This is a genomic window from Colwellia aquaemaris (assembly GCF_057548755.1).
Window position 1 is genome coordinate 1 of the sequence record NZ_BAAJLV010000010.1, and the last position, 17,394, is coordinate 17,394.

The 17,394-nt window shown below is 38.5% G+C and carries 14 protein-coding genes; 9 read left to right on the forward strand and 5 right to left on the reverse strand.

Going from position 1 to position 17,394, the window contains the following annotated elements; translation table 11 throughout:
• Nucleotides 1–120: 120 nt before the first annotated feature.
• The gene (locus tag AC27HL_RS18120) at nt 121–744 is read left to right on the forward strand and encodes a DUF998 domain-containing protein (protein WP_487082465.1); all 624 of its coding nucleotides are present in this window, start codon (nt 121–123) and stop codon (nt 742–744) included.
• Between the two features lie 109 nt (nt 745–853).
• Here AC27HL_RS18120 and yfaE read toward each other — a convergent pair whose 3' ends face one another.
• The 5 genes from yfaE to ubiG form a co-directional block, all read right to left on the reverse strand.
• Nucleotides 854–1,171 (reverse strand): class I ribonucleotide reductase maintenance protein YfaE, encoded by a 318-nt coding sequence (gene yfaE, locus AC27HL_RS18125; protein WP_487082466.1) that lies wholly within the window; start codon nt 1,169–1,171, stop codon nt 854–856.
• 66 nt (nt 1,172–1,237) lie between these two features.
• The gene (gene nrdB, locus AC27HL_RS18130) at nt 1,238–2,368 is read right to left on the reverse strand and encodes a class Ia ribonucleoside-diphosphate reductase subunit beta (RefSeq protein ID WP_487082467.1); all 1,131 of its coding nucleotides are present in this window, start codon (nt 2,366–2,368) and stop codon (nt 1,238–1,240) included.
• Nucleotides 2,369–2,505: 137 nt separating this feature from the next.
• Nucleotides 2,506–4,779, reverse strand: a complete 2,274-nt coding sequence (gene nrdA / locus AC27HL_RS18135) for a class 1a ribonucleoside-diphosphate reductase subunit alpha (RefSeq protein WP_487082468.1) — start codon at nt 4,777–4,779, stop codon at nt 2,506–2,508.
• Between the two features lie 643 nt (nt 4,780–5,422).
• Nucleotides 5,423–6,100, reverse strand: coding sequence for an HAD family hydrolase (locus AC27HL_RS18140; RefSeq protein WP_487082469.1), 678 nt, complete (start codon nt 6,098–6,100; stop codon nt 5,423–5,425).
• 92 nt (nt 6,101–6,192) lie between these two features.
• On the reverse strand, nt 6,193–6,900 hold the full coding sequence (ubiG, locus tag AC27HL_RS18145) for a bifunctional 2-polyprenyl-6-hydroxyphenol methylase/3-demethylubiquinol 3-O-methyltransferase UbiG (RefSeq protein WP_487082470.1): 708 nt from the start codon (nt 6,898–6,900) through the stop codon (nt 6,193–6,195).
• Nucleotides 6,901–7,376: 476 nt separating this feature from the next.
• Here ubiG and gyrA point away from each other — a divergent pair, with 476 nt between their 5' ends.
• The 8 genes from gyrA to lapB all read left to right on the forward strand — a co-directional run bounded on the left by gyrA (nt 7,377) and on the right by lapB (nt 17,382).
• The gene (gene gyrA / locus AC27HL_RS18150; RefSeq protein ID WP_487082471.1) at nt 7,377–10,100 is read left to right on the forward strand and encodes a DNA topoisomerase (ATP-hydrolyzing) subunit A; all 2,724 of its coding nucleotides are present in this window, start codon (nt 7,377–7,379) and stop codon (nt 10,098–10,100) included.
• Between the two features lie 298 nt (nt 10,101–10,398).
• Nucleotides 10,399–11,484, forward strand: coding sequence for a 3-phosphoserine/phosphohydroxythreonine transaminase (gene serC / locus AC27HL_RS18155; protein WP_487082472.1), 1,086 nt, complete (start codon nt 10,399–10,401; stop codon nt 11,482–11,484).
• Nucleotide 11,485: 1 nt separating this feature from the next.
• Nucleotides 11,486–12,766: a 3-phosphoshikimate 1-carboxyvinyltransferase gene (gene aroA, locus AC27HL_RS18160; RefSeq protein ID WP_487082473.1), complete on the forward strand. Its 1,281-nt coding sequence runs from the start codon at nt 11,486–11,488 to the stop codon at nt 12,764–12,766.
• 278 nt (nt 12,767–13,044) lie between these two features.
• Nucleotides 13,045–13,725, forward strand: a complete 681-nt coding sequence (cmk, locus tag AC27HL_RS18165) for a (d)CMP kinase (protein ID WP_487082474.1) — start codon at nt 13,045–13,047, stop codon at nt 13,723–13,725.
• A 111-nt stretch (nt 13,726–13,836) separates the two neighbouring features.
• Entirely contained in the window at nt 13,837–15,504 is a 1,668-nt protein-coding gene (gene rpsA, locus AC27HL_RS18170; protein WP_487082475.1) for a 30S ribosomal protein S1, read from the forward strand.
• A gap of 79 nt (nt 15,505–15,583) precedes the next feature.
• Nucleotides 15,584–15,889 carry an integration host factor subunit beta gene (ihfB, locus tag AC27HL_RS18175; protein WP_487082476.1) on the forward strand — a complete coding sequence of 102 codons (306 nt, stop codon included), beginning with the start codon at nt 15,584–15,586 and terminating at the stop codon, nt 15,887–15,889.
• Nucleotides 15,890–15,959: 70 nt separating this feature from the next.
• Complete coding sequence (locus tag AC27HL_RS18180) at nt 15,960–16,211, forward strand: lipopolysaccharide assembly protein LapA domain-containing protein (RefSeq protein ID WP_487082477.1); 252 nt, start codon at nt 15,960–15,962, stop codon at nt 16,209–16,211.
• A 1-nt stretch (nt 16,212) separates the two neighbouring features.
• On the forward strand, nt 16,213–17,382 hold the full coding sequence (gene lapB, locus AC27HL_RS18185) for a lipopolysaccharide assembly protein LapB (RefSeq protein ID WP_487082478.1): 1,170 nt from the start codon (nt 16,213–16,215) through the stop codon (nt 17,380–17,382).
• Nucleotides 17,383–17,394 lie beyond the last annotated feature (12 nt).

Here is a 17,394-nt window from a genome sequence, read left to right on the forward strand (position 1 = left end):
GTATAACAAGCTGTTCAAGCAGGACAAAAAATAGTTGGCTGTTTTCGTTCCTCGCATATTTTAGCCAACAATTTTTTGCCTCTTAATGAGGCGTTAGGCAAACTATCAGAGGTACGGCTGTTGAATCGACAAAATTTACTTTTAGCTTTTCCAATATTGAGCCTTGTTTGGTTTGCTGGGACAATTATTATTGGAGGCTTATATTATCCTGAATATAGTCATATATCTCAGTTTATCAGTGAACTAGGAGCAACAGGTGCTCCACATGGTGAATATGTAAATTATTTAGGCTTTATTCCTACAGAGCTTTTTATACTTGCATTTGTATTTACTTGCTTTTTAGTAGTCCCTAAAACAAAGAGAAATATAATAGGACTTAGCTTTATTATTGTTTATGCTGTAACTCTTGGCATTTCTGCATTATATCCATGTGATTTTGAATGTAGGCCAGATGAGCCTACGATGTCCCATAACATTCATATGTTGTCTGCTTTTCCTGGTTATTTATGCGGGATAATTTCAATATTTATTTTGTCATCCGGTTCATCATTCATTGGGCAACTTAAAGTTTATAAATTTGTAAGCTTTACCATCGGCGGCATTTGCATTTACGCTTTCTTAAATCTAGACCCTAATTCACTAGTGGTGGGTGTTTATCAACGTTCTCTGGATTTGATGATATATTTATGGTTTATATATTTTGCTTATAGTGTGAGTCAAAATTTGCCTATCAAGCAGGACTAAAAACAGTTGGCTAGTCTCACTTCGTTCGTTATTTTAGCCAACTATTATGCACGTCAGTCGCGAATTCGATTGAATTTATTGTTTTTGGTTAGTTTTTTGTATTTTCTTGTTATTCAACTTCAATTTCGATGCTTGTCGTTGGAATACAGCAACAAGGTAAAATTTCACCGTCACCAACAAAGGCTAAAGGCTCTCCTTGCGGGTAATTGATTTCACCACTTTTAAGGGCAACGCGACAAGCGCCACAAAAACCATCTCGGCAATGGTAGTGTACTTCTACATTTGATGATTCTAAACATTCTAATAGGTTTTTATGTGAATCTAGGTAGATGATTTCTTGATCGGCAACAGAAATTTTGATGGGCGTTTTTTCTTTATTTTCAGCTGATGATTTTTCGTCACTAACGCTATCTAAATCTTTCGACATAATAAATTATCCGATAGCTTTAGATAGGTTAGTGACTAACATTTGATTTATATGGGCAATATTTGATTATAAATCAAAATCGTCGAAATCATCACTTGATACTGATGAGTCAACTTGACCAACAAGGTAGCTAGAAATTTCTGTTTCTTGTGGCGCAACTTGCACGTTATCACTTACAAGGTAAGCATTCATCCAAGGTAGTGGATTGCTCTTGATATCAAATGGCGCTTCAAAGCCAATGGCAGCTAAGCGCTGGTTACTGATATATTCGATGTATTGATTCAAAATTTGCGCATTAAGGCCTATCATTGAGCCGTCTTTAAATAAGTACTGCGCCCATTCTTTTTCTTGTTCAACAACATCTAAAAATATTTGCTTACCTTGGTCGCGTAACTCGGTAGCTATTTCTTGCATTTCAGGGTCGTCTTTACCTGACATCCAGTTATTAAGAATGTGTTGAGTACCCGTTAAATGTAAGGCTTCATCACGGGCAATTAACTTGATGATTTTTGCATTACCTTCAAGTAATTCACGCTCAGCAAAGGCAAATGAACAAGCAAAACTGACATAAAAACGAACGGCCTCTAAAGCATTAACCGAGCATATTGCTAAGAATAAGCGCTCTTTTAACTTACGTTCATTTACTTCAATTGTTTCACCATCAACTTCGTAGCTACCTGCGCCTTGAGATTGTAACAATTGTGTGGTGATGATCACGGCGTCAAAATATTTTGCGATGCTTGAAGCACGTTTTAATATCGCTGGGTTCACCATGATATCGTCAAACACTTCACTTGGGTCGGTAAATAAGTTACGTAAAATATGTGTATATGAGCGTGAGTGAATGGTTTCACTAAAGGCCCAAGTTTCAACCCAAGTTTCAACTTCCGGTAATGATACTAATGGCAATAATACCGCATTAACAGAGCGGGCTGCCATTGAGTCGAGTAGGGTTTGGTATTTCAAATTAGAAATGAAAATATGCTTTTCAGATGCAGTCAGGCTTTGCCAATCAGCGCGATCTTTTGATACATCAATTTCTTCTGGACGCCAAAAAAATGATAATTGCTTTTCAATTAGTTTTTCAAAGGCAACAAAACGTTGCTGATCGTATCGTGCAACATTAACACTGTTTCCCAAAAACATTGGCTCTAACAAGGCGTTGTTAGGTGTTTGGTTAAACGTAGTGTACGACATTTATATCTCCTTGAAATACGGCTTGCGTTAGCTATATTTCGTCACTTAGTGGTTATTGAGTGAGTTTTATAATTATTTAATGTTTATTATTTGATGCAAAAAAAGAGGAAAACCTAGCGTTTTCCTCTTTGCTGGCGCTAAATTTTACAAGCGCCACCGGCACAACCATCGTCTTCAACTTCGGTTTGACTATCGTCAGCGCCATCGCGAGTATTGTGGTAATACATAGTTTTAACACCTAGTTTGTAGGCAGTTAGAATATCTTTTAACACTTGCTTGATTGGTACTTTGCCACCTTCAAATCGTGATGGGTCATAGTTGGTATTGGCCGATATTGTTTGGTCAATAAACTTCTGCATAATACCTACTAGTTGTAAGTAACCTTCGTTGTCTGGAATATTCCAAAGTAATTCATAGTTATCTTTTAATCTTTGGTACTCAGGTACAACTTGTTTCAAGATACCGTCTTTACTGGCTTTAATACTAATTAGGCCACGAGGTGGCTCAATTCCATTGGTCGCATTAGAGATTTGAGAAGACGTTTCTGACGGCATTAATGCTGAAACTGTTGAGTTACGCACGCCGTGCTCTTTAATGCTGGCTCGTAAGCTTTCCCAATCTAAATGCAGTTGCTCACCGGTAATATTATCGATTTCTTTTTTGTATGTATCGATAGGTAAAATACCTTTTGATAAACGAGTTTCATTAAATTTAGGACACGCACCTTGTTCAATAGCTAACTGGTTTGAGGCTTTCAATAGGTAGTATTGAATCGCTTCAAAGGTACGGTGTGTTAAATTATTTGCGCTACCATTTGAATAGAATACGCCATTTTTAGCTAGATAGTAGGCATAGTTAATTACGCCTATACCTAAGGTACGTCGTCCCATAGTGGCGTTATGTGCAGCCGGAACTGGGTAGTCTTGGTAATCTAATAGGCTATCTAGGGCACGCACGGCTAAGTCTGCTAAGCCATCTAATTCATCAAGGCTGTCGATAGCACCTAAGTTAAATGCTGATAACGTACATAAAGCGATTTCACCAGTTGGGTCGTTAACATCTTCCATTGGTTTTGTTGGTAGAGCAATTTCCAAACATAAGTTACTTTGGCGAATAGGTGCAACCGTTGGCTCAAATGGCGAATGAGTATTACAGTGGTCAACATTTTGTAAGTAAATACGGCCTGTACTTGCACGTTCTTGAGCGAATAAGGTAAATAATTCAATGGCTTTAATACGCTTTTTACGAATAGAGTCATCTGCCTCATATTTAACGTATAGTTCTTCAAACTTTTCTTGGTTTTCAAAGAACGCATCGTATAAGCCAGGTACATCGCTTGGACTAAATAAAGTGATTGACTCACCTTTGATCAAGCGTTGATACATAAGCTTGTTAAACTGTACGCCGTAATCTAAGTGGCGAACACGGTTTTCTTCAACACCACGGTTGTTTTTAAGGACCAGTAAGCTTTCAACTTCTAAATGCCAAAGCGGGTAGAATAGGGTGGCTGCACCACCACGAACGCCACCTTGTGAACAGCTTTTAACAGCCGTTTGAAAGAGCTTGTAAAATGGAATACAACCAGTGTGAAATGCTTCACCGTTACGAATAGTGCTGCCCAATGCGCGAATTCGACCGGCATTAATACCAATACCCGCACGTTGCGAAACATATTTAACAATTGAACTTGATGTTGCGTTAATTGAATCTAAGCTGTCGCCACATTCAATTAATACACATGAAGAGAACTGGCGTGTTGGCGTACGAACACCCGCCATAATTGGCGTTGGCAGAGAAAGCTTAAAGGTTGAAATTGCGTTATAGAAGCCTTTCACATAGTCTAAACGTGTTTCTTTTGGGTACTTGGCAAATAAACAGGCGGCCACCAAAATATATAAGAATTGGGCGCTTTCATAAATTTCACCAGTGACACGGTTTTGTACTAGGTATTTACCTTCTAACTGTTTTACCGCAGCGTAGCTAAAATCTAAATCACGACGATGATCAAGAAAGCTTTCCATCTCTTCAAATTCAGCTTCACTATAGTCACTTAAAAGGTGTTGATCATATTTTCCCGCTTCAACTAAATTTACCACGTGCGGGTAAAGTTTAGGTGGCTCAAATTGGCCATAGGCTTTCTTACGTAAATGGAAAATAGCTAAACGAGCTGACAAGTATTGATAGTCAGGTGTTTCCTCTGAAATTAAATCAGCGGCAGATTTAATAATGGTTTCATGAATATCCGCAGTTTTAATACCATCATAAAACTGAATATGAGATTTTAGCTCAACTTGAGAAACTGAAACATTATCTAGACCTTCAGCAGCCCAAGCAATTACTTGGTGGATTTTTTCTAAATCGATGGGTTCTTTTGAGCCATTACGCTTTGTAACAAAGAGGTTGTTATTCATGAAAGACCTGTAAATCTATTTATTGTTTTAATCACCTACAATAGGTGTTCATATTGTTAATGACCTCAAGATGGCAACTTTACGAGAAGAGTCGTAAGTCATTCAAAAGTTGCTGAATGAAAAATGCACTATATCTTGGGGTTTTAAAAAAACTAATCACAAGATAGTGAGGTTTGCCTGACAATGCAAGCGATAAAAAATGTTGAATTTTAGTTGATTTTTTTAGAGTAAAAGTTCTGTTAGTAACAACTAACTTAGTAGCGCTTTTTAATTTTGATTTTTCTAAAACGCAACGCTTATTTTAAGTTTTTTTTCACCGCTAAATTATTTTAAGTTAATTTTAGGGGTTTATATGACTAAAGAATATATGTGACTTATTTATATTAAAAATCAATACGTTATGTTTTTAGTGTAATTCTTATACAAGACAATTGACGAGTGTTTATTTAATCATCATTTAATGATCGTTTTAAGATCGTCAACTAAGAGTACCTATAAAATGTAAGGCTACTTTGTCGATAAAAAGTTAAATTATCGTTAACAGGTAAGGCATTAGTCTTTCACGCTTAATCACCCATTTATTATTGTCCGTGTATCTTTTTGAAAAAGGTTCGTAAAAGGCTTCATTTTACTTACATTGATACTATTTGATAAACGCCAATAAATCCGTAGGGCTATTTATAATATGATCTGCTTGCCATGCTTGGCAATTTTCATTAGCTAAGATATAACCCCATTTAGCCACAAAGGTCTTCATTATTGCGCTATTACCCGCTTGAATATCACGTAGGGCATCACCGACATAAAAACACTGTTGATTATCAACATTGATTTGTTGACAGGCATGTAATATTGGCTCGGGATCGGGTTTGCGTTTTTCAAGCGTGTCACCGCCAACCATAACTGCACAGTTTGCAAACTCAGGATAGTGGGGCAGTAATTTTTGGGTTAAGCCTTCGGGCTTATTGGTAATAATACCCCAAGGGATATTGTCGCTTTCAAGTTGTTGTAGTAATTGTGCAACGCCCGGGTAAAGGCAGGTATGCGTGGCAATATTATTTTCGTAATAACTTAAAAATTGGTGGCGTAAATCATCATAATTGTATTGCTTAATACTTTCGCCAAAACCTAAGTTTAGCAATCCTAATGCACCATCTGATGCAATTGGTCGGTAGTCTCTCGCGGCAACTGTTGGTTTTCCATATTTTGCCAAGACATGATTTAACGCCGCACCTAAGTCGTCAGCGGTGTCTAATAATGTACCATCTAAATCGAAAAGTACGGCGGCAATAGGAGTTTTTGAGTTAGTGGTAGTAGACATAATATCGCTCGATAGCATTGTTGTTATTGTGACGAGAATGACGTCGATGCCTGATTGCCTAGGTATCGACGTAGTGGTATTAAGTAATTTATTTATACACGTTGGCAGCAAAGAATATAATTTACATCAAGTGATGAAGTTAATTTGTGATTCTCTGTTAATGGATTGTAGTGAATGCCTGCGGCGTCAATACATTTTAAGTCAACAGACTCTGCCCAGGAAATTAGCGTAGAAGGACGAATAAAGCTGTTATGATCATGTGTGCCGTCTGGTACAAGTTTCAATATTTTTTCAGCAGCCACTATCGCTAATAGATAAGCTTTTAATGATTTATTCAATGTTGAAAAGAACACGTAGCCGCCCGGTTTAACCATCTGCGCACAAGCACTGATGATAGACGCCGGATCGGGCACATGCTCCAACATTTCCATACAGGTAACCACATCATAGTGCTGTGGATGCTGCTGGGCTTGCTCTTCAGCAGTAATTTTTTGGTAGTTAACCTCAACACCCGCTTCTAAGGCATGCAGCTTGGCAACATTTAGTGGTTCTTGACCCATGTCGATGCCAGTTACCTTAGCACCAAGTTGAGCAAGGCTCTCTGCTAAAATACCGCCACCACAGCCAACATCAATAATCTCTTTATTGAATAAATTCCCAACATGTTGGCAAATAAATTGTCGACGTAAAGGGTTGATTTGATGCAGTGGTTTGAAATCACCATCAAGTTCCCACCACTGGCTAGCAACTTGTTCAAATTTGGCTATTTCATCTTGATTAACATTTAAAGGCTTTGACATGGCATTATCATTATTTGTCTTGTTGATGTTGGCGATTCTAAACCAATATTTCCAGCAAGCCCAGTGAGAAAATTGATTCAACTTAAATAAAAGTCAATGATAAGAATTTTTGGCGTTCTTTTTGGCTTTGCTTATATATAAGTAAAGTTTTACTCGGTATAAATAGACATGGAGATGAAAAGTATGTTGATAAAATAAACGCTTTTTGCTGACATGTGTTTAAAATGCGAACAATGCGCTTTTGTTAATATATTATCAAGCCATTTAAAAACTATAAAAGCAAATAAAAACAGTTATATAACTATAAAAAATGTTAATAGTAACATGCACTTGAAACTTTATCTTTTTAACGGCAAAATGAAGCAATATAAAGCGGTAGGGCATAACAATGTTTTATGTTAGTATGCCGTGTTGATTAAAAATAATAATTTCGAAATTTTCTGAATTAGATTTACGTTAAGGGATACCATCAATTTATGACCGATTTGGCGAATAATATTGCTCCTGTCAATATTGAGGATGAGCTAAAAAGCTCCTATTTAGATTACGCGATGAGTGTAATTGTAGGTCGTGCATTACCAGATGTACGTGATGGCTTAAAACCAGTGCATCGTCGCGTACTATTTGCAATGAATGTGCTAGGTAACGACTTTAACAAGCCGTATAAAAAATCAGCACGTGTTGTTGGTGACGTTATTGGTAAATATCACCCACATGGTGATACAGCAGTTTATGATACGATTGTTCGTATGGCGCAGCCATTTTCACTACGCTATATGTTGGTTGACGGCCAAGGTAACTTTGGTTCTGTTGATGGCGATTCAGCGGCGGCAATGCGTTATACCGAAATTAGAATGGCAAAAATTGCTCATTCAATTTTAGCCGATTTAGACAAAGAGACTGTGGATTATGTAGCCAACTATGATGGCACTGAAATGATCCCAGCCGTTATGCCAACACGCATTCCAAACCTACTGGTTAATGGTACGTCTGGTATTGCGGTAGGTATGGCCACGAATATTCCACCACATAACTTAACTGAAGTGATTAATGGCTGTTTAGCTGTTATTGATAATGAAGATCTTAGCTTCGAAGAGTTACTAGAATATATTCCAGGCCCAGACTTCCCTACGGCAGGTATTATCAGTGGTCGTGCAGGTATTCAAGAAGCTTATAAAACTGGCCGTGGTAAAATTAAAATTCGTGCCCGTGCAGAAATTGAAGTTGATGAAAAATCAGGTAAAGAAACCATTGTTGTTCATGAACTTCCGTACCAAGTTAATAAAGCTCGTTTAATTGAAAAAATGGCTGACTTGGTTAAAGAAAAACGCTTGGAAGGTATTTCGGCCCTACGTGATGAGTCTGATAAAGACGGCATGCGCATGGTAATAGAAGTGAAGCGTGGCGAAGTGGGCGAAGTTGTTTTAAACAATTTGTATAAGTTAACACAAATGCAAGTGTCGTTTGGTTTGAATATGGTAGCCCTAAGTAATGGCCAGCCGAAACTATTCAACTTACGCGAAATGCTCGATGCCTTTATTTTGCATCGTCGTGAAGTGGTAACTCGCAGAACCATTTTCGAATTACGTAAAGCTCGTGAACGCGCGCATTTACTTGAAGGTTTATCAATCGCTTTAGCGAATATTGACCCTATCATAGAATTAATTAAAAACTCGCCGACACCTAGCGAAGCAAAAGAGCAGTTACTTGCACGCGGTTGGGATTTAGGCCATGTTGCTGAAATGCTTAGCGCTGCGGGTGATGATGCTGCTCGTCCTGAATGGGTAGAAGCTGAGTTTGGTATTCGCGATGGCCAGTACTTCTTAACCGCACAACAAGCGCAAGCAATTTTAGATTTACGTTTGCATAAGTTAACCGGTTTAGAACACGAGAAAATTCTAAACGAATACAAAGCATTATTAGATGTTATTGCTGAGTTGCTACATATTTTGGCAAGTCCTGCACGTTTAATGGAAGTAATTCGTGAAGAATTAGAAGTTATCCGTGATGACTTTGGTGATGAGCGTCGTACCGAAATTACTAATGCTTCACATGATTTAGCATTAGAAGATTTGATCAATGAAGAAGATGTTGTGGTAACGCTTTCTCATGAAGGATATGTTAAGTATCAAGTATTATCAGATTATGAAGCTCAGCGTCGTGGTGGTAAAGGTAAAGCAGCGACTAAGATGAAAGATGAAGATTTCATTGAGCGCCTGCTAGTTGCTAACACGCACGATACAATTTTGTGTTTCTCTAACCGCGGCAAGTTATATTGGTTGAAAGTTTACCAATTACCTTTGGCTAGCCGTACTGCTCGTGGTCGTCCAATTATTAACTTATTACCATTAGAAGATGATGAACGTATTACCGCTATTTTACCTGTACGTGAATATGAAGAAGACAAGTTCATTATTATGGCGACAGCCTCAGGTACAGTGAAGAAAACAGCACTTACGGCATACAAGAACCAACGTGCTAACGGTATTATTGCTTTGAATCTTCGCGATGATGATACCTTAATTGGTGTTGATATTACTAACGGCGAAAACGATATTATGTTGTTCTCAGATGCCGGTAAAGTAGTACGCTTTAATGAGAAGAAACGCGACAGTGAAACGGGCGAAATAAAAATTGATCCTGAAACGGGCGAACAGCAATGGGCGTTAAAACCTATTGGCCGTACTGGTACTGGTGTTCGTGGTATTAAGTTAGAAGGTGAGCAAAAAGTTGTTTCATTGATTGTTCCTAAGAATGATGGTCCAATTTTAACTGTTACTGAAAATGGCTTTGGTAAGCGTACTGCATTAGAAGAATACCCAGCTAAGAGCCGTGCAACTAAAGGTGTGGTATCTATCAAGGTGAGTGAACGTAATGGTCCTGTTGTTGGCGCTGTTCAAGTAGAAGAACAAGACGAAATTATGTTGATCACCGATAATGGTACTTTGGTGCGTACCCGCGTCAATGAAGTTAGTGTTATTGGTCGTAATACTCAAGGTGTTCGTATTATTCGCACTGTTGAAGGTGAACATGTGGTTGCCTTACAACGTATTGATGAAATTGAAGAGCCGGAAGTTTTTGAAGAAGCCGAAGGTGGCGAACAAGCTACAGCTCAAGTTGAAGGTGATAAAGTTGACACACCTGATACCGATGGTGGCAATGAAGATTCATCACTCGAAAATGGCGATACTGCAGAGTAACCGTTGTTAACATAATAAAAAGGCGGTATTTACCGCCTTTTTTTATGGCTGAATTTTATTGGTTAAATTTAAAAAAGTGATTGAAGAAAAAAGTTATATTAAAGTTTAATAAAGAATTGATGCTAGACGCCAAAACGGTATGCTAGCAGTAGTTTTTACAGCCAAGACATAAAAAATAAAATACCTTGGTAGTGTTAATTGTTAAATAGTTCCGTGTTAGAGATCTCCAGGGCTGTTATTTGCTGATGTGAAGTACAAGCCAACTTATCAAGTTAATTGAAGAAGGGTGTAGAGTTAAATGTCGAGTGTTTATAATTTTTGCGCAGGTCCGGCTATGTTACCTGTTGATGTCATGAAAAAAGCGCAAAGTGAGTTTTTAAATTTTGCTGATACCGGTAGCTCAGTAATGGAACTTAGCCACCGTAGTAAAGAATTTATCGCCGTAGCTGAAAGTGCAGAAGCGAATTTACGAAAGCTTATGGCAATCCCTGAAAATTATAAAGTACTCTTTTGTCATGGTGGTGGCCGCGGGCAATTCTCCGCTGTGGCGTTGAATTTATTAGGCGCAGCAAAAAAAGCAGACTATATCGTTACCGGTGCTTGGTCGAAATCAGCCGCAGAAGAAGCAAGTCATTATGGCGATATTAACATTATCAATGCCATTGACAATGCTGGTGGAGTTCAACGAGTTAAGCCAAGCACTGAATGGCCTATTAGCGATGATGCTGCGTATGTGCATTACTGTCCAAATGAAACCGTTGATGGAATTGAAATTTTTGAAGTGCCTAATACTGGTGATATTCCCTTGGTAGCTGATATGTCATCGACGATTTTGTCACGTGAATTTGATGTCAGTAAATTTGCTCTTATTTATGCAGGTGCGCAAAAAAATATTGGCCCATCAGGATTAACCTTAGTGATTGTGCGTGAGGACCTATTAGGTAATGCACATATTGATACACCATCAATTATGAATTATCAGGTATTAGCTAAAAATGGCTCTATGTACAATACGCCACCAACGTATGCTTGGTATTTAGCCGGGCTAGTTTTTGATTGGCTGTTGGCTAAAGGTGGGGTTGATGCTGTTGCTAAAATTAATGTCCAAAAAGCACAATTACTTTATGACTATATAGATAAGAGTGATTTCTATAAAAATTCGATAGTGTCAGAAAATCGTAGCTTAATGAATATTCCATTCTGGTTGACTGATGATTCCTTATCAGCAAGCTTTTTAGCACAAGCAGAAAAGCATGGGTTAATGGCGTTAAAAGGTCACCGTATGGTAGGTGGAATGCGCGCAAGTATTTATAATGCTATGCCAAAAGAAGGTGTGCAAGCGTTAGTTGATTTTATGAAAAAATTCGCCGAGGGAGCTAAGTAATATGGAGCAATTAACCTTAAATCCCATTAATAAAATTAATGGTGAAGTGTTTTTACCTGGCTCAAAAAGCTTATCTAATCGTGCTTTATTAATTGCCGCCCTTGCTAATGGCGAAACGAAAATTACTAACTTATTGGCTAGTGACGATATTAAGCATATGTTAAATGCATTAAAAAGCTTAGGTGTTCAATATACGTTAAGTGACTGCGGTACTGAATGTACGGTTATTGGTAATAATGGCTTTTTTAGTTGCAATGAAACCTTAGAGTTATACCTAGGCAATGCCGGCACTGCAATGCGGCCTTTATGTGCAGCGCTTGCAGCAAGTACAGGGGAGTTCGTTTTAACTGGTGAGCCTAGAATGAAAGAGCGACCTATTGGTCACTTGGTTGAGGCATTATATCAACTTGATGCTGACGTTGAATACTTGGAAAATAAAGATTACCCGCCGGTGAAAATTAAGGGTAAGGCTTTAACTGGTAATACGGTAACTATTGATGGCTCTATTTCTAGCCAATTTTTAACGGCAATTTTAATGGTGTCGCCATTGTTGAAAACTGACACGCAAATCATTATTGAAGGTGAGTTAGTTTCGAAACCTTATATTGATATTACCCTTGATATTATGGCGAGGTTTGGCGTTACTGTGCAAAACAATGACTATCAATCATTTTCGGTTACAGGCAATCAAAGTTATCAGGCTGTTGAAAAGTATATGGTAGAGGGGGATGCCTCTTCTGCGTCGTACTTTTTAGCAGCAGGCGCTATTAAGGGCGGAGAGGTTACTGTTCATGGTGTCGGAAAATTGAGTGTGCAAGGTGATAAACACTTTGCTGATGTGCTTGAAAAAATGGGTGCAGACGTTATTTGGCATGATGAGTCAATCACAGTTGTTGGAAAGCCACTTAATGCAGTCGATATGGACATGAACCATATACCGGATGCTGCCATGACGATAGCGACTACGGCACTTTTTGCTAAAGGCACAACGACTATCCGCAATATCTACAATTGGCGAGTAAAAGAAACCGATCGTTTAACGGCTATGGCAACCGAGTTAAGAAAAGTTGGAGCTGAAGTTGTTGAAGGAGAGGACTATATATCAGTAACACCCCCTACGTCGTTAAAACATGCCGCTATTGATACCTATAATGATCATCGTGTTGCCATGTGCTTTTCTTTGGTGGCACTAAGTGATACCGCGGTCACTATTAACGACCCTAAATGTACCGCAAAAACTTTTCCTGATTATTTTGACAAATTAGCGCAGCTTTCTAACTAAGAGCAAGTCTAGTTCACAAGTAAAAAGGCAGTGGGTTATTATAAATATCCACTGCTTTTTTCTTATCTGTTATCAAAACGCAGCATGAGTAGATTTTATATGACATTAAGGAAAACTTTTTACCTGCGTTTATGTCTAAGCATGGTGTTTTTGAGTTTTCGAGAGAGTATTAGAACATCATTTACTTGATATAAAGATGTTACATAATATTTTTTACGCGATTTTGAAAATTAAATCCCGTATAATGCCGCCGATTTTCGACTTTAGGAGGAAAATGTATGCAGGAAAGCGTTCCAGTAATTACTATTGATGGACCAAGTGGAGCAGGTAAAGGAACCGTTGCACGCATTGTTGCAGAACAGTTGGGATGGCACTTGTTAGATAGCGGTGCTATTTATCGTGTCTTGGCTGTGGCTGCAGAACATCACAATATAGCTGCTGACGATGAAGAGTCGTTATTACCAGTAGCCGCACATTTAGATGTGCAGTTTAAAATTACCGATGATGGTGAAGGTCAGGTTATCTTAGAAGGCGAAGATGTCTCTAATGCCATTCGCACAGAAGAAGTTGGCGCGCTTGCTTCACAAGTTGCCGCGTTTCCTCGTGTACGAGAAGCCTTGTTAAGGCGTCAACGTGCTTTTAAAGTTACCCCAGGTTTAGTGGCAGATGGTCGAGATATGGGAACGGTTGTTTTCATTGACGCCCCTGTTAAAGTGTTTTTAACGGCAAGCGCCGAAGAAAGGGCACAAAGACGATTTAATCAGTTGAAAGAAAAGGGCTTTGATGTTAAAATCGGGCGCCTTTTGGATGACATACGTCAAAGAGATGAGCGAGATCAAAACCGTAAGGTGGCGCCGCTTATACCTGCAGAAGGAGCATTAGTTATTGATTCTACCGAACTTTCTATTGATGAAGTGGTTGGTAAAATCCTTTCATTTAGTAATGAAAAACTAGTGTAAAAAGCAATAATGCTTAAAATCAACCTAAGGTAAGGATGCGTTAGGTCTTATTAACAACCCCATGACACATGTAAGTGGATTGGATTAATAACTGAGTTTAATATACAAGTTATGATGGAAAATTTTGCGCAGCTTTTTGAAGAAAGCTTAAAAGAAATCGAAACCCGCCCTGGTTCAATTATCAAAGGTACAGTTGTACGTATTGAAAAAGACAATGTTCTTGTTGACGCTGGCTTAAAATCAGAATCTGTTGTTTCAATTGATCAATTTAAAAACGCAGCAGGTGAAGTTGAAGTTGCTGTTGGTGATCAAATCGACGTATCTTTAAAAGCGACTGATGATGGTTTCGGTGAAACAATTCTTTCTCGCGATGATGCTAAACGTCATGAAGCATGGCAAGTGCTTGAAAAAGCATACGAAGAAAAAGAAACTATTATCGGTGTTATCAACGGTAAAGTTAAAGGTGGTTTCACAGTTGAAGTTAGCAACATCCGTGCTTTCTTACCTGGTTCACTAGTAGATGTTCGTCCAATCCGTGACACTACTCACCTTGAAGGTAAAGATTTAGAATTCAAAGTTATTAAGCTTGACCAAAAGCGTAATAACGTAGTTGTATCTCGTCGTGCTGTTATCGAATCAGAAAGCAGTGTTGAACGTGATGAGCTATTAGCTTCTCTTGCTGAAGGCATTGAAGTTAAAGGTATCGTTAAGAACCTTACTGACTACGGTGCATTCGTAGACTTAGGTGGTATTGACGGTCTACTACACATCACTGATATGGCTTGGAAACGTGTTAAGCACCCAAGTGAAATCGTAAATGTTGGTGATGAAATCCAAGTTAAAGTATTGAAATTCGACCGTGAGCGTACTCGTGTATCTCTAGGTATGAAGCAATTAGGCGAAGATCCATGGGTAGCTATCGCTAAGCGTTACCCTGAAGGTGCTAAACTTTCTGGTCGCGTAACTAACTTAACTGACTACGGTTGTTTCGTTGAAATCCAAGAAGGTGTTGAAGGTCTTGTTCACGTTTCTGAAATGGATTGGACTAACAAAAACATCCACCCATCTAAAGTTGTTAACTTGGGTGACACTGTTGAAGTTATGGTTCTTGAAATTGACGAAGAACGTCGTCGTATTTCTCTTGGTCTTAAGCAATGTATCCCGAACCCTTGGGAAGAGTTTGCTAAGAACTTCAACAAAGGTGACAAAGTATCAGGTAAGATCAAGTCAATTACTGACTTTGGTATCTTCATTGGTCTTGACGGTGGCATTGACGGTCTTGTTCACTTATCTGACATTTCATGGGCTGGCGGCGAAGAAGCTGTTCGTGAATACAAGAAAGGTGATGAAATCTCAGCTGTTGTACTTCAAGTTGACCCAGAGCGTGAGCGTATCTCTTTAGGTGTTAAACAAACTGAAGATGATCCGTTTAATCAATACCTTGCAGATAACAAAAAAGGTGCTATTGTTACAGGTAAGGTTATTGAAGTAGACGCGAAAGGCGCTAAAATTGAATTAGCTGACGGCGTTGAAGGTTACCTTCGTGTTGCTGATATTTCACGTGAGCGTATCGAAGATGCGACGACTGAATTATCTGTTGATGACAGCGTTGAAACTAAGTTTGTTGGTGTTGATCGTAAGAACCGCACTATCAGCTTATCAATCAAAGCGAAAGATCAAGCAGATGAGCGTGAAGCTATGGATAACTTGAACCAAGCTGCAGAAGATACTTCTGGCTTGAGTGCAATGGCAGAAGCGTTTAAAAACGCTAAAAGCTAAATCCTAGCAATACCAAGTGAAGAAGAACTGCAAAGCGCAGTTCTTCTTAAATGTTTAAATCCGATGGCGCGAAGCTATAGTGAACACTGGAGGTCAAATGACCAAATCAGAACTCATTGAAAGATTAGCAGAAAAATTAAATCATTTAGCTGCGAAAGATGTAGAACAAGCTATTAAAGAAATTCTTGAAATGATGGCGCAAACCTTGTCAAAAGGTGAACGTATTGAAATTAGAGGTTTTGGCAGCTTTTCGTTGCATTATCGTGCTCCTCGCGTGGGACGGAACCCAAAAACTGGCGAGTCTGTAGAGCTTGACGGTAAATATGTTCCGCATTTTAAACCTGGTAAAGAGTTACGTGAGAGAGTAAATCTTTCACTCGCGTAATTGCAGAATTTGTGAATAAACGGCATGCTATCAGCATGCCTTTTTTTTGTGTTGTTTTGGATGAACTACCATGCGCCTTTATATAACTGTTATTCTATTTCTTATCTTTCTTGCTATTGCCTTTATTTTTGGCAGTCAAAATGATCAAGTGCTGACGCTTAATTACTTAATAGCAAAAGCAGAAATGCCTGTTGCGACGGCGGTGAGTTTATTTACAGCGATAGGGTTTGTACTAGGGCTATTATTCGCTTTATTCTGGAAGTTCTTTGCTTTGGTTAAAAAAACTAGAAGCTCGGCAATAGTTACAGCGAAGAAGTCATAACATGTTAGGCTTATTGTTTTTATTACTGCCTGTTGCTATGGGATATGGTTGGTTTATGGGGCGCAATAGCGTCAAACAAAACGATCACTCTGCTAAGCAAGAGCTTTCAATTAAATATTCTACCGGCTTAAATTACTTGTTATCAAATCAGCAAGACAAAGCCATTGATTACTTGCTTGAAGCGTTAAAAGTTGAAGATGATACCGTTGAAGCTCATTTTGCCATGGCGAATCTTTTTAGACGTCGTGGTGAACTTGATAGAGCGTTAAAAGTTCATGAACATTTAGTTCGACAAAAACATTTACCCAATAGCGCCAAACAACAAGCTGTTTTTGAACTTGCTAAAGATTTTCTTAGTGCTGGTTTGTACGATCGCGCTGAATCTATGTTTCATAAATTACTTAAGTCAAAAATTTATGGCTTAAAGTCTTTAACTTCATTGCTGCAAATTTACCAGTCAACAAAAGATTGGCAGCAGGGAATTGCCTTAAAAAAGGCAATTGTCAAAACACGTGATAAAAAACTGCTACATACCTTAGCAAATTTTTATTGTGAACTTGCATCTACAGCGTTAGAAAAAGATGAGTTTATTGAAGTGATTGAACTGTTGGAACATGCATTAAGTCATGATCCTAATTCATCTCGTGCTAATTGGTTAATGGCACAAATTTATGAGAATCATCAACAATTCAATGAAGCGTGCCAGTGCTACAAAGCTATCTATGAGCAAGATAAAGAATTCTTTCCTGACGTTATTGAAAAAATGTTTATCTGTTATCAGGCATTGGATGCTGAAGATGAATTTTTTCAGTTTATTAAGAAAGTGTATGATGAAACTGGCAGCACGAGTGCATTGATAAAGTACTTAAGTCACGTTGAAAGTACTAAAGGCGTTAATCATGCAAAAGCTTTTATTTTGTCAGCATTAAAACGTCGACCAACCATTCGTGGTTTTAAACATTTTGTTAAAATGCAGATGACTGATAGTGACTCAGAGAACACCTCAGAAAACTTGGAAGTTATTCGTGAACTTGTTGCTGCATATTTAAATGTAAAACACCGCTATAGCTGCAGAACTTGCGGTTTTAATTCCGGCACACATTATTGGTCTTGTCCGTCATGCCATGATTGGGAGCAGCTTAAGCCGGTTCGTGGCTTAGATGGTGAATAGTTTAGCCTTAGA

Coding starts and splice junctions, on each gene's coding strand:
- aroA (WP_487082473.1), top strand. CDS start 11,486: ATGGAGCAATTAACCTTAAATCCCATTAATAAAATTAATGGTGAAGTG.
- yfaE (WP_487082466.1), bottom strand. CDS start 1,171: ATGTCGAAAGATTTAGATAGCGTTAGTGACGAAAAATCATCAGCTGAA.
- rpsA (WP_487082475.1), top strand. CDS start 13,837: ATGATGGAAAATTTTGCGCAGCTTTTTGAAGAAAGCTTAAAAGAAATC.
- AC27HL_RS18140 (WP_487082469.1), bottom strand. CDS start 6,100: ATGTCTACTACCACTAACTCAAAAACTCCTATTGCCGCCGTACTTTTC.
- AC27HL_RS18180 (WP_487082477.1), top strand. CDS start 15,960: ATGCGCCTTTATATAACTGTTATTCTATTTCTTATCTTTCTTGCTATT.
- cmk (WP_487082474.1), top strand. CDS start 13,045: ATGCAGGAAAGCGTTCCAGTAATTACTATTGATGGACCAAGTGGAGCA.
- nrdA (WP_487082468.1), bottom strand. CDS start 4,779: ATGAATAACAACCTCTTTGTTACAAAGCGTAATGGCTCAAAAGAACCC.
- lapB (WP_487082478.1), top strand. CDS start 16,213: ATGTTAGGCTTATTGTTTTTATTACTGCCTGTTGCTATGGGATATGGT.
- gyrA (WP_487082471.1), top strand. CDS start 7,377: ATGACCGATTTGGCGAATAATATTGCTCCTGTCAATATTGAGGATGAG.
- serC (WP_487082472.1), top strand. CDS start 10,399: ATGTCGAGTGTTTATAATTTTTGCGCAGGTCCGGCTATGTTACCTGTT.
- nrdB (WP_487082467.1), bottom strand. CDS start 2,368: ATGTCGTACACTACGTTTAACCAAACACCTAACAACGCCTTGTTAGAG.
- ubiG (WP_487082470.1), bottom strand. CDS start 6,900: ATGTCAAAGCCTTTAAATGTTAATCAAGATGAAATAGCCAAATTTGAA.